Below are 24,434 nucleotides of genomic sequence, written 5' to 3'. Positions count from 1 at the left end.
GAGGTCTTGCCCCAGGACGGCGCAGCCTTGTGTGCCGAGTCCAGTGCCAGCTCGATGTCCTCGGCCGTACCGCGGGCCACTTCGCAGAAGGCCTTGCCGGTCACCGGCGTGATGTTCTCGAAGTAGCCGCCCTTGACCGGGGCAACCCACTCCCCGCCGATCCAGTTCTCGTAACGGTCCTTGAAGGTGACCTTCGAACCCTCGGCACCTGGCTGTGCATAAACAGTCATTGCTAGCTCCTTTGCTGCGAATCACGGTGGCTGTCGCCGTTGATCCGAGCCTAGGAGCGCGAAGGTTGCAGCTACGTTGCAACCATGTGAGTCAGGTCACTCAAGCGGTGAGTTCGTCCTCGAGGCGCTCAAGGTCAGCCACGATCGCGGCCCGTTTGGGCGAACGCGGCGGCAAGAGCTTCAGGATGGCCAGGCGGAGTTCGACGTCGAACCTCGCCTCGGGCAGCTCGGCATACTTGAGGAGCGAATCGACGCTGCCGTCGCTCAGCAACGCCTCGCGCAGCAGGTGGGACACCCGTTCGCGCAACTGCACGACGCCGGGTGCATCCGAGCGCGGCAGGACTCCGCCTTTGTAGATTTCCAGGGCGATCCGGTGGGCACCGCGCTGCAGGCATGTGAGCACCTGGCCGGAGTCGGGCAGCAGTTCGACGGGCAAGCGGTAGGGCCGGGATTCCGGGACGGCTTCGGGGCTGAGTTCCTGGATGACTTTCCGGAGCCGCACCATCTCCGCGCGCAAGGTCACCGCGGATCCATCACCCGGGTAAAGCTGGGCGCACAAATCATCGGCGCTCAGTCCGGCCGGATGGCTGCCAAGGATAGCCAGGATTTCACTGTGCCGCGCCGATAGCGTCACCGTCCTGCCGTCAATGCTCAACAGGGCTTGGTCGCGTCCCAGCAACTGCAAACTGTTCCGGTACAAGGAGTTCTTGTTTACTCCGCCCGCCGCACCAGCGCCGCGGGCGGCCGCGGAAGGCGAGCTCCGGCGTCGTGGTTTCTCCAGGGCCGCGGCAGCGAGTTGCAACCGCTCAATGCGCAACTGTGCCTGGGCCGCGGCAACCGTGGCCTCCACGAGCGAGACCGTGTGCGGAGCAACGGCAGTCTCCGTGCCCGTGATGTCCACGACGCCAAGGAGCGCGCCGGAATCGGGGTCGTGGAAAGGAACGGCCGTGCAGCTCCATGGGTGGACGGAGCGTTTGAAGTGCTCGGCTCCGGAAATCTGGATGCTGCGGTCAAGGGCCAGGGCCGTGCCCGGAGCGCTGGTCCCCACGGACGCCTCGGACCAGTCGGAACCCGCCACGAACATCATGCTTTCCGCCCGGCGCTGCATCACCGGGTCGCCGTCCACCCAGAGGAGCCGTCCGACGTCGTCCCCCACTGCCACCAGGAGACCGCTGTCGTGGCTGGGCTGGATGAGGAGCTTGCGGATCACGGGCATGATCGTGGCAAGAGGGTGCTGCTGGCGGTAGTCCTCCAGCTCATCGCGGTCCATGGCCAGCGGCGCTTCAGCCACGTCGGGATTGGCCAGCAACTGTGCAGAACGTTGCCAGGACTCGCGCACCAGGCTACGGAGGCCTTTCAGGTCCGTTGGCTCCACGGACTGCAGGGAATCCAGGTACTCGTGGCCGGCCAGGGCATGGCGCTGCAGCAGCTTCGTGGCATCGGTACCGGGAAGCGGCGGGTGGATAGGGTTCTTCATCGAACTCCCTGGCGGCGGTCACGGGACGGCATCAAAGGCGGGCGGTACCGGCCAGTCTAGTTCGGCCGGCGGGGTTTGGGTACAGCGGTGCCGGACCTAGCCGCGGGAGATGCGGATCATGTCCTCGCGTGGAACCACCTTGATACGCTCACGGACCACGCCGTCGCCGTTTGCGTCAGCGGACCACTCAGAGCCCAAGGCAAGCTCGTGGGCGTCCAGGCGGTTCCAGCCCTCCCACGTGGTGTACTCGATGCCGCGCTCTTCCAGGAGGTTGATGATGGCCTGCGGGTCCGGGTTCTCCGCCGGGGGCAGGTTGAGCCGGTCCTCAAGCAGGCAGCCGATGGTCTCCAGGGCGTCACCCTTGGTGTGCCCGATCAACCCCACGGGACCGCGCTTGATCCAGCCCGTGGCGTAGATTCCCGGGACGGGTTCGCCGTCGGCACCCAGGACGCGGCCGCCGTCGTTCGGGATGACGCCGCGGCGGGCGTCGTACGGCAACTCCTCAAGCGGCGAACCGTGGTATCCGATGGCCCGGTACACGGCCTGGACGGGGTATTCAACGAACTCACCCGTGCCCTTTGCGTTGCCGGTGCCGTCGAGTTCCATGCGTTCGAACTTGATGGCCGAAACCTTGCCCGGAGCCTCCTGGGAGTCGAGGATCTCCACCGGGCTGTGCAGGAAGTGGAGGTGGAGGCGTCGTGAGGACGGCTGCTCTGACTCGGCGTGCTCCTCCACGAGCCAGTTGGTCAGGGTGTTGACCATCGTCTTGATCTGGTTGTTGGTACGGATGGCCTCGTCGGAAGCGTCATCGAACTCGAAGTCCTCCGGGTAGAGGACGATGTCCACGTCCTTGCAGTGCGAGAGTTCGCGCAATTCCAACGGCGTGAACTTCACCTGGGCCGGACCACGGCGGCCAAAGACATGTACGTCCGTGACCGGGGACTTCTTCAACCCGGCATAGACGTTGTCCGGGATCTCGGTGACCAGCAGTTCTTCGGGGTGCTTGGCGAGCATCCTCGCGACGTCGAGGGCCACGTTGCCGTTGCCGATCACCGCAATCTCCTTGGCCTCCAACGGCCAGTCGCGGGGAACGTCGGGGTGGCCGTCGTACCAGGAAACAAAGTCCGCCCCGCCGAACGAGCCCTCCAACTCAATGCCGGGAATGTTCAGATCCGCGTCCTTGATGGCTCCGGTGGAGAAAATCACGGCATCGTAGAACGCCCGGAAGTCATGGAGGGTCAGGTCACGGCCATAGGTCACGTTGCCGAGGAAGCGGATGTCACCGCGGTCCAGGACTTTGTGCAGGGCGTTGACGATTCCCTTGATGCGCGGATGGTCGGGCGCCACCCCGTAGCGGATCAAGCCATAGGGCGCGGGGTAGGCCTCGAAGAGATCAATGCTGACATCCACATGCCCGTCTTTGACCTCATTGGATTTGGTCAGGATATCCGCGGCATACACACCGGCTGGACCTGCGCCGACGATCGCAACGCGGAGCGGACGACTGGGGGTTGTTGCGGCTGAGTCAGACACCGTTAGCCCTTCCGAAGCAGTGAGCCACGCCCGTGGTTGGGGCGCGCAGATTTCCAATTCTAGATCTCGACCCCGCGCCCGGCCGCGCATATGGCCCTACTCACACAAATTCCTCACATTGCAAGCAATATTGCGGAATATTGCGCGCGCAGACGGTGTTGGCGCCATTGTGTCGACACCGGAGCAGATCATCGCAACCTCATCCACTTCAGGCCAACCCACGACGGCGGCAGCCGGGGGCGGCGGTGGCGGCACCGGCGGATCTGGCGCGAAGCCGGTCAGGAGCGATACTACTACCGGTGTGCTCTTTGGCATCGGCGCCTATGGGTTGTGGGGACTGCTTCCCCTGTATTTCTTTGTGCTGCAGCCAGCGGGTGCGCTCGAGATCGTGGCCAACCGCATTGTGTGGTCCTTGATTTTCTGCGCCCTCCTCATCACCATCACCCGGTCCTGGGGCGTTCTTTTTTCGGCCGTTAAGGACCGTTCCATTATGGGACCCCTGGCTCTCGCTGCCGGCCTGATCGCCGTCAACTGGCTGACCTACACCTTCGGCGTCACCACCGGGCATGCCGTTGAGACCTCCCTCGGCTACTTCATCAACCCGCTGGTCTCCGTACTCCTGGGCGTCTTTGTCCTGAGGGAAAAGCTGCGGCCGCTCCAGTGGGCTGCCGTGGGAATCGGCTTCGTCGCCGTGGGTGTGCTGACCTTCTCCTACGGCCAACTCCCCTGGATCGCACTGCTTCTTGCCTTCAGCTTTGGCCTCTACGGCTTCGTCAAGAAGAAGGTTGGGCCCAAGGTGGATGCCCTCACCAGTTTGTCCATTGAAACCGTGGTGCTGGCGCCTTTCGCGGCCATCACCATGGTGGTTCTGGGCGCCACGGGTGTTGCAACGCTTACCACCCAGGGCCCCGGCCACTTCTGGCTCATCCTGGCCTCCGGCATCATCACCGCCGTGCCCTTGCTCTTCTTCGGTGCTTCCGCACGACGCCTGCCCATGACCACCATCGGCCTGCTCCAGTACTTTGCGCCGGTGCTGCAGTTCATCGTGGCGCTCACCGTCTTCCACGAGGCCATGACCACCGCACGGTGGATCGGTTTCTGCGTGGTGTGGCTGGCCCTGGTTCTGTTGACCATCGACATGCTGAGGACCGCCCGGAAGAACTCCGTGCTGAAGAAGAAGGCCCGCCTGGCCGCGGCCCAGTAATACTGCAACGCGGGGTCACTTACGGCCCATCCCAAGGGGAATTATGGGCCGTAAGTGACCCCGGCGTTGCATTAATCCAGCACGTCAGGGTTCGGTTCCCTGGGCGCGGCCGGTCCGGCGAGCGCCGACGTTTCCAAGGCAAATACCTGCGGCCCGGCGGTCGAGGCTGCGACTTCCACCTCCACCAGGGAATCCGCAAGCTGCTTGAACGCGTGAACCCCGCACCCCAGGAGCCGGAGAGCCACCAGCGTGAGCCCGGCCGGCAACTGCAGACGGATGCGCCCCGACGCCGGGATTCGGGTAACGACGGCGAAGACCTTTCCCGTGGACTGGTCCCGGGTGAAGTACCCCCAGCCGGGATAATCCCACCCTTCGGCGTGGCCACACCCATACACCGCCTCCCCGTTGACGGCGAGCCACTCCCCCACCCCGCGGGCGATCTCCACTTCCGCGGGGGCCATGGAACCATCCCCGCGCGGCCCAAAATTCAACAACAGATTGCCGCCGAGCGACGTGCAGTGGGCGACCATGTCCACGATGTCGAACGGGTGTTTCAGCGTCGATTGCGCCCATTCCCCCTGGTGGTAGCCCCAGCTGGCTTGCGGGATGGTCATACAGGCCTCCCAATCACGGGCGGCAACGCTGATATCCCACGGTTCCGGCAGCCTGCGCTCGTAGCCGCTTTCGTAGTCGCCCATGAGCAGTCCGTTGGAATCAACGTGTCTGGCGCCAAGATCGTCAGCCCGAAGCCTGCTGTTGACCACCACTCCCGGCAGACGATCCTTGAGCATCCGCTCGACTTCCCAGGTCCACCACCCATTGGCCTTGACGGATTCGTCCCACGTCCCGTCGAACCAGAACCCTTTGACGCCCGGGTACCGTTCCGCCAGTTCCTCCAACTGTTTCATTGCGAAGTCCAGGTAGCGGGCGAAAGCCGCCTGGTCGCCGTCGTTCTCCAGCGTGAAGCGCCAGTCCGGGTGGTGCCAGTCGAGCACCGAGTAGTAGAAGCAGACGTCGATCCCCCGCGACTGGTACGCCTCGATGAGTTCGGCCAGCACATCACGGCCGGAGGGCGTGTTGCCCATGTGGAAATCCGTGTAGGCGCTGGGCCAGAGGCAGAAACCGTCGTGGTGCTTGGTGGTGACCGTCATGTACTTCGCGCCGAGGGCGAGCGCAGTGTCCGCCCACCGGCCGGCGTCGAAATCGGCCAAGGTGAAGTCGTTCGCGAGGGCTCCCCAGCGCTCCTGCGGGATCTTGGCGACGCGCGGCAGGAACTCGGCCGCGAACTCCACGTCCTTCCCTTCCCACCTGCCAGCGGGCAACGAGTAGAGCCCCCAGTGGACGAACTGGCCCAGTCGATGGCCCCGGAACCGGCGCATCGCCTCGTCCTGCCGCGGCTCAGTCCGGGAGGCTCCGTATTTGAGCTCGATCATTTCCCCACCTGCCCGTCCCACGGCACGAACGTCCGCAGGTCAAAAGTGTGCGACGTGCCGCTCGGCCAGGACACGGAAACTTCCGTTCCGGAAACCACGACGACGGCAGCCGCCTTGAGCGATTCGGGCTCCGGAGCAGGACCCGGGCTGAGCGTGTGGAGGGCAACGTGGACCGACTCCCCGGCGGTGCGCTGCGCCGTGAGGTGCGGAACGGCCGAGTGTTCACCCATGGCATTGGCCCCCGTGTACCTGGTGGTTCCGGCGTCCTGCCATCCGTGCAATCCGGTGACGGCAGCGAAAACATCTCCTTTGCCAACCCAGGCCGAAGATCCCGCTTTTCCCGTAGCCACCGGTGCGGCATCTGCCACGGCGTGCCCGCCTTCACGAACGGCGTATTCCATAGGACCCCGCACCAAGTGGCATCGGAGTTCGTGGATGCCTTCGACTACCGAAACAGTAGTGACGGCAGTGCCGGGCAACGCCTTCCCATACAGCTGCGGGATGTGGACGGAACCGCTGACGAGTCCCTCCGTGCGGGTGGCGCGCAAGGCACAACGCCGGCTCGCCACGCCGTCGGACCCCAACAGGGCGAGGTGGCCGTCGATATTGTCTTCCCACGCGGCCCCGGTTCCTGGCGCCGTGTGCGTGGAATAGGAAAACTTGGCGTAGTGGGGGTCGTCCGGATCTGTGCCGCCGCCCACGGGCAGACCGCAATGGTCGCTCCCGTGGTTGGTGAGCCGTACCAAGCCGGACTCACTGTTCACCGTCCAATCAAGATCAGGCAAGGACCGCACCACCGCGGGACCATCGCTCGGCTGGGACTCCTCCGCGTCCTGCCACACCCGGTGCTCCGCGGGCAGAGCCAAGCCGAGGAAGCCTATGCCCGCCAGGTACGGCGAACCGAAGCCGCTGTAGGCCTGGCTGGATCCCGGATGGTCGGCGTACCAGCCCAGGCCCGGCGGCCCGTCCACCCCCACGCCCTTGGCGGTGAAGTTCGCCAACACCCCGGATGCCAAACGGCGAGTGGCACCGGGCGTCAGCGGGTTCACCCCCGAGATCTCCGCACACCACAACGCAGCCAGGACCGCAGTGCGATAGGCCAAGGATCGGCCTACATGCAGGACCGCACCGTCACTGGCGAACATCAGGCTCTGCGTACCCACAAAGTCCCGCAAACGCTCACGGTGACGGCGGCCCTCCGGGGTGCCCTCACGGCCCGTCATCGCATACCAAGCCCACAAATACGGGTGGATGGCCCAGGCGTTGTAATAGTCGATGGAGTGCTCCGGGCCGTCCGTGTACCAGCCATCCCCCAGGTACCAGGACTCCACCCGGGCCACGTTCCGTTCACCCTTGCAGCCCGAAACGTCCTCGCCCACCGAACGAAGGAAACCCTCCGCCATGGCCGGGAAGAGCTGCCAGTTGTTGCCCCACACCTCAAGACGGGCATGATGCCGCAACCAGTCCACCACCTGCTTCTTCTCCGCTGCGGACAGCGGCTCCCATAGCCATTCCCGCGCAATGTGGAGCGAGAAGGCGATGTTGGCGGCCTCCACGATCGAGTTGGTCACGCCCAATAGAGGGGACTTGCACGTCACACCCAGAGGCCACGCCTCCGGACCGCCAGGATCGGTACCCGCCAGCAGCGCCTCCCGGTACCAGGCAGCCAGGCCCAGGTGGTCCTCACCACGGGCACCCGCGATCCGGGGAGCCGCCATGAGCAGGCTACGGCCAATGGTCTCCATCCCTTCCCGGCGCTCGCCGTCACGGGTGACGTGGCCCGGCAGGCGCGGACTGGCCTTGAGCGGGCTGGAGTACTGGCGGATGTGTTCGAGCCAACGATCCGCTGTGGCTTCCCAGTGGCCGCGGGTCCACCCCGTAAACGGGGACAGGGCAGGGTCGGGATCGGGGAGCCACGGCTGGCTTACTGGCAAGGGCTGTGTCACGGTGTTGGTTTCCTTGGGTTCTACTTGGCCAGGGCTGATTCGTATTCGCCGCGGATGGTGTCGCCGCCGTTCTTCTTCCAGTCAGCCACGGCACCCTTGAGGGCCTCCATGGTGCCGCGCCCGGCAATCACGGCGGTGGCAGCGTCGGTGACGGGCTGGCCCAACTTGGCACCCTTGCTGGCGTTCGTGGGGCTGAAGAGCGTGCCACACGGGTCCTCGACCCCCATGGGAATGAGCTTGGAGTAGGCATTGTGCATGACGTCCACGATGTCCTTGTTGCTGGGGTCGTACACCACCTGTTGGGGCGCAGCGAGGTACTTCCAGGGCACGGCATTGTCCAGGAGCGCGCGCTCGGTGACCACGGGGTTGCCGTTGCCGTCCAGGGTGTAGTCCGCTCCCTCGGCGCCGTAGTTGAGCAGGAGGTACTCCTCGCTGCCGAAGGGCGCCGCCAGGAAGTTGGCCACGGAGAGGACTTCCCTGAGCTTGGCGTCGTCGGCTTTCTTGAGCATGACGGTGGCGAACGTGATGTTGTCCAGCCAGGTCTGGGCCTTGCCGCCATCGTGGCCTACCGGGATGAACGGCACGGCTTTGTTGGCCTTGTTCGCAGCGGGGATGCTGCGGCCGTAACCGGTGGGTCCTATGTAGGCGGGCAATCCGTCGTAGATCATGGCCACCTTGCCGGAAATGAAGGAGTTCACCATCTGCGACTTGGTCCAGCCCTCGGAACCCGGCACGTACAGGCCGTCCTTGTAGAGCTTGGCTGCGAACTCGATCGCGGCCATGTATTCGTCCGTCTCGAACGCCCTGGTGAGTTTGCCGCCGTCGTTCTTCCAGACGTTGGGCGTGCGGAACATGTGGTGGAGCATGGTGAGCCCGAACTTGGTGCTGCCCAAGGCCCATTGGTTCCTGGACGGGTTGGTCAACTCCTTGGCCACCCGGTAGAAGTCGTCCTTGTCCTTGATGTCCTCGGTTGACTTCACACCCACGGCTTCCAGCAACGTCTGGTTCACGAAGCCGGAACCACCGGTCAAGTTCCGCGGGATGGGCAGCGAGTACAGCTTGCCGGCCTGGACAGTCTGCTTCCAGAACACTTCCGGGATGGCGGCGAGGTTCGGATAGTCCTTGACCTTGTCTCCGCCCAGCAGCGGGGTGAGGTCGGCGCATTTCGCTTGCAGGAATTCCACGATGTTCGGCACGGCAGCGCCGTCGTTCAGCATGAGGTCCGGCAGCTCACCACCGGCGATGATCGTGTTGAACTTGGTGGCGTAATCGTCCGAGGACACGGACGTGATGTACACCTGCCCGCCGAGGCGCTTCTCTATCGCCTGCCATGCGGGGTTGTCTTCCCGGGCATTCGGCGCGGTGCCGAAGAGGTTGGTGATGGCCGTGATTTTGCCGCCGCTGAGCGGCGCTTTCTCCACGCTCCGGAATGGTGCCGGGTACTTGTAGAACGCCGCCGGAACACCCTCGGCCGTGCCGGCGATGTCTGCGGCGGCCGCCTTGAGGGGGACGTGAGTGGGCAGCAGGGCTTCGCTCGCGTTGGATGCCACGCCGGTGGTGCGCTGGCCGCAGCCGGCAAGGGCGCCTCCGCTGAAGAGGGCCAAGGCGCCGATGCCTGCGACCGAGAGGAAGTTCCGGCGGCTGGGGCCGGCAGAGGGTACTGCGTTCATGGGGCTTCCCTTTCAAGAATGGAGAGTTTGACTAGCCTTTGATGGCGCCGGTGAGGACGCCCTTGGTGAAGTACCGCTGGAGGAACGGGAACACGATCACAATCGGGATCAGTGAAATCACGACGACGGCCATCTGGATCGCTTGCGACGGCACCGCCACCTCGGCTACTGCCGAGTCGCCCATCGGCTGGCCGAGCAGCACGTACTGGCGCAGGATCATGGACAACGGCCACTTGTCGTCGTTCAGGTAGAGCATCGCGTTGAAGAATGCGTTCCAGTACCCCACCGCGTAGAACAGTCCGACGACGGCCAGCACGCCCCGCGAGAGTGGCAGCACCATCTGGACCAGGATGCGGAAGTCCCCCGCACCATCGATCCTGGCGGCCTCGAAAAGTTCCTGCGGGAGGTTCATGAAGAAGGAACGGACCACCACAAGGTTGAAGGCGCTCATCAGGGTGGGCAGCACCAAGGCGGCGTAGCTGTCCAGCAGGCCGAGTTCCTTGACCATGAGGAAGCTGGGGATGATGCCGGGACTGAAGAGCATGGTGAAGAGGGCGGTCATGAGGAAGAAGCGGCCGCCCACGAGGTCGCGCCGGGTCAGTCCGTAGGCCATGGCAACGGTGACCACCAAGGACAACGCCGTTCCCACGGTGGTGATGAGGAGCGAACGAACCAGCGCGTCCGTGACCACTCCACCGGCAAAGATGGTTTGGTAGGCGGCGAACGTGGGCTCTTTGGGGAACAGGACAAGGCCGTTGTTGTTGGCGATCTCGGACTGGCTGGAGAGGCTCGTGGCCAGGACCGCCAACAAGGGATACAGGGCCAGGAAGCAGATGACCACCAGCGCGATGGCCTTGGACAACTGGACCGCCGTGTTCGGTTTCTCCATCCATACCGGGCGCTGGCTCTTGCGCCCTCGGGCCGGGCTTTTGCGCCCTCGGGCCGGCCCCGCCATCAGGGTGCTACTTTGACTTGCCATTGGAATAGACACCTTCCTGTCCAAAGAAATGCGCGAGCTTGTTGGCTCCGAGCACCAGTGCCAGGCCCACCACACCCTTCACGAGTCCAACCGCTGCGGCCGGACCCCACTGGCCGTCCTGGATGCCGTGGAAATACACATAGGTGTCCAGTACCTCGCCGGCGCCCGGGCCTACGTTGTCGCGTTGCAGGACGATCTGTTCGAAGCCGACGGAGAGGATGCTGCCCAGGTTGAGGATGAGAAGCAGGATGATCACCGGCATGATGCCGGGCAGGGTGATGTGCCACAGTCGATGCCTGGCGTTGGCCCCGTCCACGGCGGCGGCCTCGTACAGTTCCTGGTCCACGTTCATGAGGGCGGCCAGGAAGATGATGGTGCCCCAGCCGGCGTCCTTCCAGATGGATTGGATGGTCACCAGGAAGGGGAAGAATTCGGGGGTGGTCATGGCGTCGAAGCGCGGCAGGCCAAGGTTTTCCAACAGGTGCGGCACGGCGCCGGTGGCGCCCAGGACTTCGGAGAACACGGCCACGATGATCACCCAGCCGATGAAGTGCGGCAGGTAGACCACGCTTTGGACGAATTTCCGGATCCTGTCAGAGACGATGCTGTTCAGCAGGAGCGCCAGGCAGATGGGGACCGGGAAGAACAGGGCGAGCTGGAGGCCCGTGATCACCAAGGTATTGCGTAGGGCTTCCCAAAAGGCCCCGTCCTGGAACATGGCCGCGAAATTGTCGAGCCCCACCCACACGCTGTCCACGAAGCCGAGGTAAGGCTTGTAGTCGAGGAACGCGATCACGTTCCCGGCGAGCGGAACGTAGTGGAACACCACGAAGTAAAGGAACCCCGGCGCGATCAGCAACAACATCACTTTGTCGCGCCGGATCCTTGCCATGAGGCCCTTCTTGCGGCCCTGGCCCGCGGCACGTTGCCCCGGTTGGCCACCACGACGGCGACCTTCCGCCGCCGGGGCCGGCCCACCGGCGTCGGGCGTCGCCTGGGGCATGAGTGTTTGGCTGCTGCTGCTCATGTATTTCCTCTGTCTGCGCCTTCTGGGGGCGGATGTGGAGTGGCCCGGCGCTGCTGCGCCCTGTGGCTTGAAATAGTAAGCGTTTACTATAGGGAACAAGCTACTCACACGCATGATGTGATGTCAACAACATAGACAAATCCTTTTATTCAGTGCTCAAGCGGGATTGACAGGTCTTTGAGCGCGCCCCTAGTGTGATTCTTGATAGCAAACGCTTTCTATACTTTTCTACTGACGAAGCGGATGGAAACCAGCTGTGACCACCAATCTCCAGCAAGCAGGCGCCTTGAAAGCTGCGTTCGTGATGGGCCGCAAGAACCTGGCAACCCTGTTCAGCACGGAGGACCTCGCCCGCTTGAACGGGCTCGTGCACCTGCTGGACCCCGAGCCCATCTCCGACTTTTCCCGCGCCGGAACCTCCGGGCTGCTTCGCGACGTTGAACTCCTCATCACCGGATGGGGCGCACCCGTCATCGATGCCGCAGTGCTGGACAAGCTGCCGGAGCTTCGCTGCATCGTCCACGCGGCCGGGACGGTCAAGACCTTCCTCTCGCCGGAAGTGTACGAGCGCGGAATCCAGGTGTCGTCGTCGGCCTCCGCCAATGCCGTTCCGGTTGCGGAATTCACCTTCGCCGCGATCGTCATGGGCCTCAAGCGGGCGCGGCGGTTCAGCGAGCAGCTCCGCCTTACCGGGGCGTCCCGCAACACTGCCGGCTTCCCCGCCATCGGCACCAATGGCGTGACCATCGGCCTCGTGGGCGCCTCGCGCGTCGGACGCCTGGTGATCAACCTCCTCAAGAACCTCGACGCGAGGGTGCTGGTCTACGATCCCTACCTTGACGCCGTCGAAGCTTCCGCGCTGGGAGTCGAGGTGGTCGGACTGGACCAGTTGTGCGCGCTGTCAGATGTAGTGAGCGTCCACGCCCCGGACATCGCCGAAACTCGCGGCCTCATCGGACGCAGGCAACTGGGCCTCATGAAGGACGGCACGCTGGTCATCAACACGGCACGGGGAGCGTTGATCGACGCTCCCGCGCTCACGGCCGAACTGGTCCGCGGCCGGCTCGACGCTTATCTTGACGTCACAGTTCCAGAACCCCTGCCCGCCGATTCCGTCCTGCACACGCTGCCCAACGTGGTGGTGACGCCCCACATCGCCGGTGCAATGGGCAACGAAATCCACCGTTTGGGCAGCCACGCGGTTACGGAAGTCCGCCGGCTAAGCGAGGGCTTGCCCCTGGCCTATCCGGTATTGGCCGCAGATCTTGCGAGAATCGCCTAGTGACTGCAAAGAGCTCCTCGACAGACCAGGTCCCCGCACGCGGCGGCACCGGCGCAACCATCGCCGACGTCGCTCAGGCCGCAGGGGTCTCCGTGGCCACTGTTTCCCGGGCCCTTAGCGGCAACTATCCCGTGGCGAAGGCCACGCGCGAGCGCATCTTCCGCTCCGTCACGGAACTTGGTTACGTGGCCAATGCCCATGCCCGGGCCCTGGCTGGCGCCACGACGCGAACGGTGGGCATCATCATCAACGATGTCGCGGACCCCTTCTTCGCCTACATCGCCCGCGGCGTGGAACGCCAGGCGAGCGCCGAGGGCCGCCTGTGCCTCATCACAGCCACCCACGGGGACAAAGAGCGCGAACTCGCGCTGGTAGACCTCATGCGGGAACAGCGGACCGATGCCGTGATCGTCGTGGGCGGCGCCTCCGACGACCCCCGCTACCGCAGGCAGATGGCAGACCGCGCACGCGCACTGGCCGCCGCCGGCTCATGCCTGGTGTTGTGCGGGCGCCCCTCCCTGGGCTCCGGAGTACCCACCAAGATGGTCACCTACGACAACGAAGGAGGCGCCTTCGCCATCACGGATTACCTCATCTCGCAGGGACACCGACGGATCCTCTACGTCGGCGGACCCCGCGATTTTTCGACGACGGCGTCCCGGCTGGCGGGCTTCTACCGTGCCTTGGATGCGCGCGGAATCGAGCGCGATCCGGCATTGGTGCACGAGGGCGCCTTTGGCCGCGGCTTCGGCTACAGCCGGATGCGGGAGCTCCTGGACCAGGACCTCGGTTTCACTGCGGTCTTTGGTGCCAACGACCTCGTGGCGGCCGGCATCCTCGAAGCGCTCGAGGAACGCGGCCTCCGGGTTCCGCAGGACGTCTCGGTGGTGGGCTACGACGACGTTCCCGTGGCCAGCGAGCTGCGGCCGCGCCTCACCACCGTTCGGGTTCCGCTGGAGGAACTGGGGCGCGAAGCCGTCCGCCTGGCTCTGGCCCAGTCGCCGCACGACGCCGGAGCCTCCTCCGACAACACCCTCACCGTCGGAACGCACATCGTCATCCGCGATTCGGTCTCGCCTGCCGGAATGTCCTGAGCACTTTTGTTCATTCCTGTTGAGGGGTCCCGGAACCGGACATAGGGTTGCGGAAACTTCCGGCGCAACCTCCACCCCATCACGCCCAGGAACGGAGCACTTTTGAACTTCACAGGATCCACCATGAGCCGAAGGACCCTCTTCCGCACCGCTGGCGCAGCAGCGCTCGCCGGAGCCTTGCTTTCCCAGGCCGGCCCGTCGTTCGCCGATCCTGCCGGGTTGCAGGAACTCATCGACCGGCGGCGGCTGGTCCTCACGGGCAGCCGCAGCGCAGAGGGAGTCCCCGAGCTGGCGGCGCAACTGGACGGCATGGGGCAAACCGCTGAAAAATGGTGGAGCTCCATGGACACGGCACCGGTCCGGACTTCCTTGTGGAATGACATTCCCCTGACCGGAATCGGCCAATCGGCCACCGCTACTGGCAACCTTGGCCTGCACTTCAACCGGCTCTACGACATGGCCTTGGGATACGCGGTTCCGGGAAACCCCTATGCGGGCAACGCCGACCTCGCGGCGGACATCGTGGCCGGACTGCAATTGCTCAGCGACACGGCCTACAACTCCACGATCCGGGCGGCCGGGAACTGGTGGTTCTGGGAAATCGGTGTGCCGCGCAAGAGCGTGGATATCCTGACCCTCCTGCACGCCGAAGTTCCCGATGCCCTGCGCACCTCGCTGTTGGCTGCCGTCCGCTGGTTCGCGCCCAACCCCAATTGGCGCGGGCGTGCTACATCCCTGGCGGAGACCGGAGCCAACCGCGTGGACAAGTCCTTGGCTTGCTGCATGCGGGGCATCCTGGACGGCAGGACCGATGAGATTGCGCTGGGCCGGGACGCCCTCAGCGACACGGTCCGCGGGGGAACCAACAGCGTCTTCACGTACGTGACCAGCGGCGACGGCTTCTACACCGACGGCTCCTTTGTGCAGCATACGTATCTCCCCTATGCCGGTACGTACGGCGTGGTGGCGTTGGCCGGCATCGCCGAGATCATTGCCATGCTCGGCGGCAGCACCTGGGCGGTGAATGATCCAAAGCAGTCAGTGCTCCTCGACGCCGTGGAGGACACCTATGCGCCGTTCGTCTGGGACGGCCGGATCATGGACACCGTGCGCGGACGTGCCGTATCCCGGCAACGTGAACCCGACTATGTGAGCGGCTTCGGACTGATTTCCGCAGTGCTCCTGCTGGCGCCCGGCTGCGAGGAGCCCTACCGCTCGCGTTTCCTGTCGTTGGCCAAGGGCTGGCTGGAGCGCTGCGCGGACCAGAAACTCGTGGGCCATCCGACGCAAAGCCTGGCAAAGTCGTTGCTGTCCCTGGCTGTACTGTCCGACATTTCGGTGTCCGCCGCTCCGGCCCCTGTCTACACCCGGATGTTCGCCGACCAGGACAGGCTGGTGCACCACCGGCCCCAATGGGGCTGCACCGTGAACCTCTCGTCCAAGCGCATTGGCCGCTATGAATGGGGTAACAGCGAAAACAACCTCGGCTGGTACCAGGGCGATGGCATGACCTTCGTCTACACCCGGAAGGATCCCTCCCAGTTCAGTGCGGACTTTTGGCCCACCGTCGATCCGTATGGGCTTCCGGGCACCACGGTCAACGACCAGCTCCGTGTCAGCGGCGCGGGCGGTGCCGGTACAGGGATCCCCCGCGCCTACCAGGCCTTTGCCGGAGGCCTCACGGTTGACGGCCGGTGGGGAGTCATCGGCATGGACCACCTCAACCACAACAAGACCCTCTCCGGCAGGAAGTCCTGGTTCTTCCTGGACGATGCCCTGGTGTGCTTGGGCTCGGCCATTACGGGCACGGGTGGGGCCGCTGTGCAGACCACCATCGAGAACAGGGCCTTCGCGGCGGGCTCCGTACCGGCGGTGCGCACCGATTCCCGCAACCGCTCCATGGCCCCCGGCGACGCCGCCGTGACGGTCAAACGCTCGGTTCACATCGAGGACCACGGAGGCTACGTCCTGCTTGACGCCCCGGGAGTGTCCGGCGCTGTGGACGTGGCCGTGGTCCGGCGCTCCGGGAGCTGGTACGACGTCAACTCAGGCGCTGACACGGGCGGAAGTGCAGATCCGGTCACCCGCGACTACGTCAGCATCACGCACCGCCATGGGAAGGACCCGGCCGGATTCGGTTATGCCTACATGGCATTGCCGGCAGCCACGCACGACTCCACCTTCGCCCAGTCCGCAAACCCCGACGTGAAGGTCCTGGCGAACTCGGCTGATGTCCAGATGATTGGCGTGGACAAGGAAGGCCTGGTGCTGGCCAACTTCTACACAGCAGGCAGTGCGGAGGGATACACGGCATCCGGCCCCTGCACGCTAGCGGCGCACCGTGTTGACGGAAAGCTGACCGTTTCCATCGCGGATCCGTCCAGGACGCAGAGCAGTGTCCGGATCACCCTTCCCGGGACGTGGAACTCGGTGGAACAGGCGGACGAGGGTGCGCGACTCAGCGGCAACAACACGATCGAGGTCCAGCTCGACGGACATGGCCACCAGAAGAACCTGACGCTGCGCACCTAGGCGGGCTCCGCCGTCGTACCCGCACAACGCCAAAGGAGGGCCGGGAAATCCCGGCCCTCCTTGGGTGTTTGAAGCGGTGAGGCTTACGCGTGGGCCTTGATGGCTGCGGCGAGGACCTCAAGGCCGTCGATGAGCAGTTCGTCGCTGATCACCAGCGGCGGGAGCAGGCGGATCACGTTGCCGTAGGTGCCACAGGTGAGGATGATGACGCCTTCCTGGAGGCAGGCGGCGGCAACAGCCTTGGTGAGCTCGGCGTTCGGCTCCTTGGAACCGGCCTGGACCAGTTCGATGGCCAGCATGGCGCCACGGCCGCGGATGTCGCCAACTACGGAGACCTCGTCAGCCAGTTCGCGGAGCTTGCCCAGGGCGAGTTCTTCAATGTGGCGTGCGCGGCCGTTGAGGTCGTGCTGTTCCATGGCGTCGATCGCTGCCAGTGCTGCTGCACAGGCAACCGGGTTGCCACCGTAGGTGCCGCCGAGGCCGCCGGGGTGAACGGCGTCGAGCAGGTCGGCGCGGCCGGTGATCGCAGACAGCGGCAGGCCGCCGGCGATGCCCTTGGCCATGGTGATGATGTCCGGGACAACACCTTCGTGGTCAACGGCGAACCATTCGCCCGTGCGGCAGAAGCCGGACTGGACCTCGTCGGCGATGAAGACGATGCCCTTTTCCTTGGCCCATGCGGACAGTGCCGGCAGGAAGCCTTCGGCCGGAACGATGAAGCCGCCCTCGCCCTGGATGGGTTCGATGATGATCGCGGCAACCTGGTCGCCGCCGATCTGCTTCTCGATCATGGTGATGGCGCGCTTGGCTGCCTCGGCACCGGTGATTTCCGGGTTCTCTTCACGGAACGGGTAGCTCATGGGCATGCGGTAGACCTCAGGCGCGAACGGGCCGAAGTTGGTCTTGTACGGCATGGCCTTGGCGGTCAGTGCCATGGTCAGGTTGGTGCGGCCGTGGTAGGCGTGGTCGAAAGCTACGACGGCGTCGCGGCCGGTGGCGAGGCGGGCAACCTTGACAGCGTTTTCCACGGCTTCGGCGCCGGAGTTGAACAGCACGGTGCGCTTGGCGTGGTCGCCCGGGGTGAGGCGGTTCAGCTGCTCGGCAACTGCGACGTAGCCCTCGTACGGGGTCACCATGAAGCAGGTGTGCGTGAAGTGCGCGGCAGCTTCCTGGACGGCGGCAACGACGGCGGGGGCGGACGCGCCGACGCTGGTCACGGCGATGCCGGAACCGAGGTCGATGAAGGAGTTGCCGTCGACGTCGCGGATGATGCCGCCGTCGGCGTCTTCGACGTAGACGGGAACGCCGGAGGCGACACCGGCAGCAACGACGGCGAAGCGGCGCTCGGCCAGTGCCTGCGACTTCGGGCCGGGGAAAGCGCCGTTGATGTTGCGCTTCTGCTCGATGCGGTACGAGAGTTCGTTCGCGGTGGTGGTCATGAGGGGGTGCCTTTCTAAGAACAGGAAAAACTACGCGTCGAGTGCGGACATCACGTGCTTGATGCGCGTGTAGTCCTCGACGCCGTACATGGAGAGGTCCTTGCCGTAGCCGGACTGCTTGAAGCCACCATGCGGCATTTCAGCGGTCAGCAGGATGTGGGTGTTGATCCACACGGCACCGAAGTCCAGGTCGCGACTCATGCGCATGGCCGTGCCGTGGTCGGTGGTCCAGACGCTGGACGCGAGGGCGTATTCGACGTCGTTCGCCAACTCGAGCGCTTCGGCTTCGGTGGTGAACTTCTGGACCGTGATAACGGGGCCGAAGGTTTCCTTCTGCACGATGTCGTCGCTCTGCTTGGCGCCGGTGATGATGGTCGGCTCGAAGAAGAAGCCCTTCTCGCCTGCACGGTGCCCACCGGTGACAATCTTGCAGTTCTCCGGCAGGTTCTCCACCACGGAAGTCACGGCGTTGAAGTGGTTGACGTTGTTCAGCGGGCCGAAGTAGTTGTCTTCGTCGTTCTGCGAACCGGTCTGCAGGGTCTTGGTGTGCTCCACCATCGCTGCCACAACGTCATCGTGGACCGAGTCCTCGATGAGCACGCGGGTGATCGCGGTGCAGTCCTGGCCGGCGTTGAAGAAGGCGAACTCGGCGATGGCCGCGGCGCTCTTCTTGATGTCGGCGTCCTTGAACACGATCGCGGGAGCCTTGCCGCCGAGTTCCAGGTGGGCACGCTTAAGGCCCTTCGCGGCACCACTAGCGACGGCGATGCCTGCGCGGACGGAACCGGTGATGGACACCAGGCCGGGGACCTTGTGCTCCACCATGAGGGAACCGGTCTCACCCGTGCCCAGGACGACGTTGAGGACACCGGCCGGGAAGATTTCGCCGGCAAGGCGGGCGAGAACCAGTGTGGATTCAGGCGTGGTGTCTGAGGGCTTGAGGACAACCGTGTTGCCGGCGGCCAGGGCGGGGCCGATCTTCCAGATGGCCATGAGGAACGGGTAGTTCCACGGCGCAACCTGGGCTACGACACCGATCGGCTCGCGGCGCACGTAGGAGGTGTGGCCCTCGAAGTACTCGCCAGCGGACTTGCCTTCGAGGAGGCGGGCGGCACCGGCAAAGAAGCGGAGCTGGTCTGCACCGGCAGCGACTTCCTCGGAAGCGATGAGGGACCGGACTTGGCCTGTGTTCCGGTGCTGTGCTTCAACGAGTTCGTCGCTGTTGGCCTCGATCGCGTCGGCGAGCTTGAGCAGGAGGAGCTGGCGTTGGCCCGGGGTGACGTGCTTCCAGGTCTTGAAAGCCTCGTTAGCGGCAGACATGGCAGCGTCAACGTCTGCCTGCACCGAAATGGGCGACTTGGCGACGACCTCCCCGTTGGTGGGATTCACGACATCCAGGAGACCCGTACCTGACGGCGTAACAAATTCGCCGTTGATGAAGTTCTGCAAGGTTTGAACCACGGTGTGCAACCCTCTTTCGGTGTGTTGGCATGGCTGGTTAGCTGATCAGAGCCTATGCCAGCGGGGTGTCCCAAGGAATAGTCAGCTGCACACACCCGATGCCGGCTCTTAGTGCGCTTGCCCAGTGGCAGGTTAGGCTTGGAAGCATGGCCATGTCCCTTGCTTCACTCGTTGCTGTCCCCTCCCTGAAACTCCGGAAAACGGGGGCGGCGGAAACAACATGGAACCAGGACATCAGCTGGGTTGCCGTCACGGAACTCGAGGATCCGCAGCGCTTCCTGAGCGGCGGCGAACTGGTCCTCACCACCGGTTTGCGCCTCAAGAGCGCCGCCGACCAGCGACGCTTTGTCCGGCAGGTACAGCGGGCGGGAGCCGTGGGCATCGGCTTCGGCATCGGCCTGACGCACGAGGCCGTACCGGAACCCCTGATCGCCGAGGCCAACCGCTGGGGGCTGCCCTTGGTTGAAGTGCCCTACGAGATCCCCTTCATCGCCATCGGAAAGCTCGTGGCCGAATCCCATTCCGCGGACCACTATTCCAATCTGGAACGGCTCCTGGCCGGCCACCAGATCCTGGCCCGCGCCCTGCTCACTGGTGGTGGCTTGGCCGAACTCCTCAAACAGCTGGGGAGCATGCTCCGGACGGACGTGGTACTCACCCAGTTCAGCGCCCAACTGTACAACAGCGTGCCCGGCAAGCCTGCCCCGACGGCCGAGGGTTGGGCCTCCTATCCGATTCCCACCGGCCGCCGCGACGCCTGCACCTTGTGGTTGCGGCAACCGTTCATCGACTCCGGGATTGTGAGCTACGCGCAGAACCTGATCAGCGTGGAGCTCAACAACATGGTCAAGCAGCGCCAGGCCCAGCGCGCCATGGCCGGACAGGTGCTGGACGACGTCATCCATGGCACCCTGGAAACCATCGAGGCCGCCCGGCGTTTGGCAGGCGTGGGCATCAACAGCACCCGGAAGAACGTGGTGCTGGTTGCCGAATCCGCGGCACACCACAAGCAACTGGTCAGCATCTCCCTGCCCCAGATGCTGGAAGGTGGCGTGAGCGCCGTCGTCGGGAAGGACCTGGTGGCGGTGGTGGCCGACGACGGCAGCTCGGCAACCGCCCTCGCCAAGAGCCTGAGCGACCACCTGCAGGAAGCGGGCATCCACGCCGTGATCGGCATCGGCGGCGCCTACACCAAGCCGAACGGCTTGCGCTGGAGCTACTTCGAGGCGCGCGACGCCGTGGCGCACGGCTTGCCGGTCAACGAACCCGAGCGGCTGAGCCTGACATCGCTTTTGCTGGCCAGCGAGGACGTTCCCTTGGCGGACATGGCGAGCGAGTCGCTCACTCCCCTGCGGAAATTCGACGCCGCCCATGGTGCCGAGCTCGTGGCCACGTTGGAGAGCTACCTGAATCACAACGGCTCCGTCGCCGCGGTGGCCGAGGCGCTGACCCTCCACCGGAACACGGTGCGTTATCGGCTGGCCCAGATCACCGAGCTCACCGGCTACGACCCCTCCCAAACCCAGGACCGCGTGCAGTTGTGGCTGGCGTTGGCTGTCCAGCGCCTGGGGTCGCGCAACCCGCGGTAGGAGTACGACGGCGGCGTCCGCTTGGGTGCCGCCGCGCTGCGTTCAGGAGCTACGGGAGAGATTCGCCACAGAAGTCTAGACATTAGACGTCAAACGTCTAACCTTTAAATATGGCGACGACTTCACTTACGACAACGACAGGAAACATCCCTACGATCTCCCCCGGCAGCGCTGCTGCAGTAACCAGCGCCCGCGCACCCAAGTCCCGCGTGGTCGTCGTCGTTGGCGTCATTGCCGTGATCCTCATCGGCCTTAATCTCCGGGCCGGCATCACCAGCGCGGCCGCCTTGTTCCACGAACTCCAGCAGTTCCTCGGCTATGGCGCCCTGGTGGCCTCGATCCTCCCGTCCATCCCGCTGCTGTGCTTCGCCGTAGCCGGACTGGGTACCTCGTGGCTGACCCGCCGCGTGGGCGTCGAGAAGGCAATCTTCATCGCCCTGGCACTCCTGGCTGCCGGCCTGCTGGTGCGCGGTGTTCCGGCCACGGGCGCGCTCCTCGGCGGAACAGTCCTGGCCATGTCCGGGTTGGCCGTGTGCAACGTGGCCATGCCCTCCCTCATCCGGGAGCACTATTCCGAGCGCACGTCCATGATGACCGGCCTCTACACCTTCACCATGTCCGGCGGCGCCACATTCTCCGCGGCCGTCAGCGTCCCGCTCGCACAACAGCTGGGTTCGCCGTCCATGGGCCTCGCAGCTTGGGGCCTCCTGGGTGTTGCGGCGCTCCTCGGCTTCCTGCCGGTGGTGCTGCACAGCCACCGCAACTCCACCAAGATGGAGCGCCCCCGGGTTTCCATGTGGCCGTTGCTCCGCACCCGCTTGGGCCTCCTCATCACGGCGATCTTCACTTTCCAGGCCTTCCTGGCCTATGCCGTGATGAGCTGGTTCGCCTACATCCTGACGTCGCAGGGCCTCAGCGCTTCCGAGAGCGGCCTGCAGTTCGGCGTGATGCAGTTGGTCTCCGTTGCCGCCGGCATGATCCTGCTGGCTTTCGGCTCACGTCCCGGCATGCTGCGACCCGCCCTGTACCTAGCGAGCAGCTCTACCCTCGTGGCCATCGGCACCATGCTGTGGCTGCCCACGTCCCTGGCAGTCGTCCCGGCCATCCTGTTCGGCTTCGGCCTGGGCATCTTCCCGCTGGTCCTGGTGATCATCAGCCGCAGCGGAGGATCCACGGCGGAAACCACCGCGCTCTCCACCATCGCCCAATCGCTGGGATACTTGATTGCGGCCATCGGCCCCTTTGGCATGGGGCTGCTCCACAGTGCTACTGGTGGCTGGGTGTTGCCGTTGAGCCTGTTGTCCATTGTGGCCGTGGCGCTCATGGTCACTTGCCACCTGCTGACCAGCAAGCGCACAGCATCGAAGACCCAACCGAGGACGGCATGACCCTGACCCCTTCGCATCGCCCGGTGCTCGCCGATGAGATCACCGCCAAGCTGCGGGACATGATCAAGAGCGGCGAGTGGCCGCTGCAGGAACGCATCCCGGCCGAGCCCGAGCTCATGGCGACCCTTGGCGTTTCGCGAGGCACGTTGCGTGAAGCCATCAAGGCGCTGGCCCACTCCGGGATGTTGGAAGTGCGCCGGGGCGATGGCACCTACGTCCGCGCCAACAGCGAGATTTCCGGCGCGGCCCAGCGCATGTACCAGGAGCACACCCAGGAGCACATCGTGGAGGTGCGGCTCGGACTCGATACCCAGGCAGCACGGCTGGCCACCAAGCACGCCACCGCCGAGGACATCACGGAGATGCGCCGGCTGCTGGGCCTCCGGCACGACGCGTGGCTCGCGGAAGACTACCCCACCTGGGCTGCTGCCGATTGGGAATTCCACGAACGCGTTGCCTTGGCTTCCGGCAATCCCCTCCTGCACCAGCTCTACGTCTCCTTCGGCGGAGTGTTCCACAACGACCTGCTCCGCCAGCAGCGCAAGGACGGCTTCAACGGCATCCCGCGCGAGGGACACGATGAGTTGGTGGACGCGCTCGAAGCCCACGACCCCGAGGCCGCCGTTTCCAGCGTCTATCGGAACCTGGATTTTTGCGCGGACAAGACTCCGGTCAAGTCCTGACCGGCCCTGTTGAAAGCCCGCTGTTCCGTTGCTGCCCAGCATCGGAACAGCGGGCTTTCTACGTCCTTACGGAACAAGCAAAATGCCGGCCGCAGCCGCGTCCTTGAACCGGGCGTCGATGAGCACCACGTCCCGGCCGGCCCGGTCCAGCAAACTCGCCGCAACACTGGCCCGGTAGCCCGTGGCGCAGTGCACCCAGACCCTGGCTTCCGGCAGTTCGATCATCCGGGCGAGAAGTTCGTACACGGGCACATTGACGGCATCCAGCACATGCGAGGCCTCGAATTCCTCGGGCCTTCGCACGTCCAGGACCACATCCTCCCCCGCCCTTTCCTTCAGTAGCAGGCTCCAGTTTCCGTGGGGGTAACTGGACCGCGGGGCGCCCGGCGCCAGGGCTTCAACGTCATCACCGCCGGAATGCCCGACGGCGGCATCCGGACTGTCGATGCCGATCCTCGCCAGGTCCCGGATCGCCTTGTCCACGTCCGCGTGTGAGCCCAGGAGCGTGAGCGGCTGGTCCCATGGGATCACCCAGCCGAGGTAACTGGTGAAGTTACTGCCGTTCCCGTATTCGAAGGCCACGCTGCCCTGCAGGTGGTCCTCCGCGAAAGCCACCCGGTGCCGCAAGTCCACCACCCACTCACCGGCCAAGAGCCTGCGTCGCAGCTCAGCCGGTTCCACTGAGTCCGGGACGCCAAGGGCAGCGGGCGCGGGACCGGCAGAGTTGAGCGGGCTCATGTGGGCGTAGTACGCGGGGTACGCCGTAATGTTCGCCAGCAGCTCGGCCACGAAGTGGTCCTCACTGTCATCCGTCAGCGCATGGTTCTGCGCGGCTTGTTCACCGATGGTTGAGGAGTCCTGGTGGCTCGCCGGGCCAATGGAGCAGAAAGACCCGAAGCCGTGGGTCGGATAGAGCGCGGCCCCCGGCGCTGCCGTGTCTACGAGTTTCCTCACCGAGGAATACTGCGCGTGGGCCAACATAGCCGTATCTTCCGCGGAGACCAGGTCCGTCCGCCCGACTGAACCATAAAGAAGGCTGCCGCCGGAAAACACGGCTTCCGTGCCGCCGTCGTGCGTTGCATCACGCACCACGTACGCGAGGTGCGTGTGGGTATGGCCGGGCGTGGCGACCACGCGGACGGACAGGCGTCCCACTGAAAAGACATCCCCGTCCGCCACGGGGGTTCGTTCAAAAGAAACGTTGTCCGCGCCGTTCACCAAGTACTCGGCCGCGTGGGCCTCGGCGAGAATCAGGCCGCCGGTGACATAGTCGTTGTGCACGTGGGTTTCGGCGATGTGCGTGATCCGGACGCCCGCGGCAGATACGGCCGCTTCAACGCGGTCAATGTCACGCTGGGGGTCGATTACCAGCGCAACGGTGCCGTCGTGAACCAGGTAACTGCGGTCCCCGAGCTGGGGTGTCTCGATAACAACAACGTCCATACCCCACCTTAAAACAACGCGGGG

The 24,434-nt window shown here is 64.9% G+C and carries 18 protein-coding genes; 7 read left to right on the top strand and 11 right to left on the bottom strand.

What is annotated here, in order from left to right; translation table 11 throughout:
* The 3 genes from ACFVSJ_RS16025 to ACFVSJ_RS16015 all read right to left on the bottom strand — a co-directional run.
* On the bottom strand, window positions 1–230 hold a 230-nt coding region (locus ACFVSJ_RS16025), incomplete at its 3' end, for an aldehyde dehydrogenase family protein (protein WP_387437892.1).
* Between the two features lie 100 nt (window positions 231–330).
* A complete protein-coding gene (locus tag ACFVSJ_RS16020) occupies window positions 331–1,707 on the bottom strand; it encodes a GAF domain-containing protein (protein WP_387437890.1) in 1,377 nt (458 codons plus the stop codon).
* A 96-nt stretch (window positions 1,708–1,803) separates the two neighbouring features.
* Window positions 1,804–3,240 (bottom strand): FAD-dependent oxidoreductase, encoded by a 1,437-nt coding sequence (locus ACFVSJ_RS16015; protein WP_387437889.1) that lies wholly within the window; start codon window positions 3,238–3,240, stop codon window positions 1,804–1,806.
* A 130-nt stretch (window positions 3,241–3,370) separates the two neighbouring features.
* Here ACFVSJ_RS16015 and rarD point away from each other — a divergent pair, with 130 nt between their 5' ends.
* On the top strand, window positions 3,371–4,444 hold the full coding sequence (gene rarD, locus ACFVSJ_RS16010; protein ID WP_387437888.1) for an EamA family transporter RarD: 1,074 nt from the start codon (window positions 3,371–3,373) through the stop codon (window positions 4,442–4,444).
* Window positions 4,445–4,515: 71 nt separating this feature from the next.
* Here rarD and ACFVSJ_RS16005 read toward each other — a convergent pair whose 3' ends face one another.
* From ACFVSJ_RS16005 to ACFVSJ_RS15985, 5 genes are read right to left on the bottom strand one after another with little or no spacing between them, the layout of a single operon-like run.
* Window positions 4,516–5,877: an alpha-L-fucosidase gene (locus ACFVSJ_RS16005; RefSeq protein WP_387437887.1), complete on the bottom strand. Its 1,362-nt coding sequence runs from the start codon at window positions 5,875–5,877 to the stop codon at window positions 4,516–4,518.
* Window positions 5,874–7,823, bottom strand: a complete 1,950-nt coding sequence (locus tag ACFVSJ_RS16000; protein ID WP_387437886.1) for a DUF2264 domain-containing protein — start codon at window positions 7,821–7,823, stop codon at window positions 5,874–5,876. The genes ACFVSJ_RS16005 and ACFVSJ_RS16000 overlap by 4 nt, the downstream gene beginning before the upstream one ends.
* A gap of 20 nt (window positions 7,824–7,843) precedes the next feature.
* The gene (locus ACFVSJ_RS15995; protein WP_387437884.1) at window positions 7,844–9,493 is read right to left on the bottom strand and encodes an extracellular solute-binding protein; all 1,650 of its coding nucleotides are present in this window, start codon (window positions 9,491–9,493) and stop codon (window positions 7,844–7,846) included.
* Between the two features lie 31 nt (window positions 9,494–9,524).
* Window positions 9,525–10,472, bottom strand: coding sequence for a carbohydrate ABC transporter permease (locus tag ACFVSJ_RS15990; protein WP_387437883.1), 948 nt, complete (start codon window positions 10,470–10,472; stop codon window positions 9,525–9,527).
* On the bottom strand, window positions 10,456–11,499 hold the full coding sequence (locus ACFVSJ_RS15985) for an ABC transporter permease (protein WP_387437882.1): 1,044 nt from the start codon (window positions 11,497–11,499) through the stop codon (window positions 10,456–10,458). The genes ACFVSJ_RS15990 and ACFVSJ_RS15985 overlap by 17 nt, the downstream gene beginning before the upstream one ends.
* Window positions 11,500–11,755: 256 nt before the next feature.
* On the opposite strand from ACFVSJ_RS15985, the gene ACFVSJ_RS15980 reads away from it, so the two are divergent.
* The 3 genes from ACFVSJ_RS15980 to ACFVSJ_RS15970 all read left to right on the top strand — a co-directional run bounded on the left by ACFVSJ_RS15980 (window position 11,756) and on the right by ACFVSJ_RS15970 (window position 16,407).
* A complete protein-coding gene (locus tag ACFVSJ_RS15980; protein WP_387437881.1) occupies window positions 11,756–12,781 on the top strand; it encodes a hydroxyacid dehydrogenase in 1,026 nt (341 codons plus the stop codon).
* Window positions 12,781–13,875, top strand: coding sequence for a LacI family DNA-binding transcriptional regulator (locus ACFVSJ_RS15975; protein ID WP_387437880.1), 1,095 nt, complete (start codon window positions 12,781–12,783; stop codon window positions 13,873–13,875). The genes ACFVSJ_RS15980 and ACFVSJ_RS15975 overlap by 1 nt, the downstream gene beginning before the upstream one ends.
* A gap of 123 nt (window positions 13,876–13,998) precedes the next feature.
* Window positions 13,999–16,407, top strand: a complete 2,409-nt coding sequence (locus ACFVSJ_RS15970) for a polysaccharide lyase 8 family protein (RefSeq protein WP_387437879.1) — start codon at window positions 13,999–14,001, stop codon at window positions 16,405–16,407.
* Window positions 16,408–16,490: 83 nt separating this feature from the next.
* On the opposite strand, the gene gabT is transcribed toward ACFVSJ_RS15970, so the two are convergent.
* Both gabT and ACFVSJ_RS15960 read right to left on the bottom strand, forming a co-directional pair.
* Complete coding sequence (gabT, locus tag ACFVSJ_RS15965; RefSeq protein WP_387437878.1) at window positions 16,491–17,846, bottom strand: 4-aminobutyrate--2-oxoglutarate transaminase; 1,356 nt, start codon at window positions 17,844–17,846, stop codon at window positions 16,491–16,493.
* Window positions 17,847–17,876: 30 nt separating this feature from the next.
* Complete coding sequence (locus tag ACFVSJ_RS15960) at window positions 17,877–19,307, bottom strand: gamma-aminobutyraldehyde dehydrogenase (protein WP_387437877.1); 1,431 nt, start codon at window positions 19,305–19,307, stop codon at window positions 17,877–17,879.
* Between the two features lie 146 nt (window positions 19,308–19,453).
* Between ACFVSJ_RS15960 and ACFVSJ_RS15955 the strand changes: the two genes are divergently transcribed.
* From ACFVSJ_RS15955 to ACFVSJ_RS15945, 3 genes are all read left to right on the top strand, one after another.
* Window positions 19,454–20,896 carry a PucR family transcriptional regulator gene (locus ACFVSJ_RS15955; protein WP_387437876.1) on the top strand — a complete coding sequence of 481 codons (1,443 nt, stop codon included), beginning with the start codon at window positions 19,454–19,456 and terminating at the stop codon, window positions 20,894–20,896.
* Window positions 20,897–21,006: 110 nt separating this feature from the next.
* On the top strand, window positions 21,007–22,284 hold the full coding sequence (locus ACFVSJ_RS15950) for an MFS transporter (RefSeq protein ID WP_387437875.1): 1,278 nt from the start codon (window positions 21,007–21,009) through the stop codon (window positions 22,282–22,284).
* Window positions 22,281–22,967, top strand: a complete 687-nt coding sequence (locus ACFVSJ_RS15945) for a FadR/GntR family transcriptional regulator (RefSeq protein ID WP_387437874.1) — start codon at window positions 22,281–22,283, stop codon at window positions 22,965–22,967. The genes ACFVSJ_RS15950 and ACFVSJ_RS15945 overlap by 4 nt, the downstream gene beginning before the upstream one ends.
* Before the next feature lie 66 nt (window positions 22,968–23,033).
* On the opposite strand, the gene ACFVSJ_RS15940 is transcribed toward ACFVSJ_RS15945, so the two are convergent.
* The gene (locus ACFVSJ_RS15940; protein ID WP_387437873.1) at window positions 23,034–24,410 is read right to left on the bottom strand and encodes a rhodanese-like domain-containing protein; all 1,377 of its coding nucleotides are present in this window, start codon (window positions 24,408–24,410) and stop codon (window positions 23,034–23,036) included.
* Window positions 24,411–24,434 lie beyond the last annotated feature (24 nt).

This window comes from Paenarthrobacter sp. NPDC058040 (assembly GCF_042885775.1).
Classification (GTDB): domain Bacteria; phylum Actinomycetota; class Actinomycetes; order Actinomycetales; family Micrococcaceae; genus Arthrobacter.
This window is presented reverse-complemented; position numbering and strand designations above follow the sequence as displayed.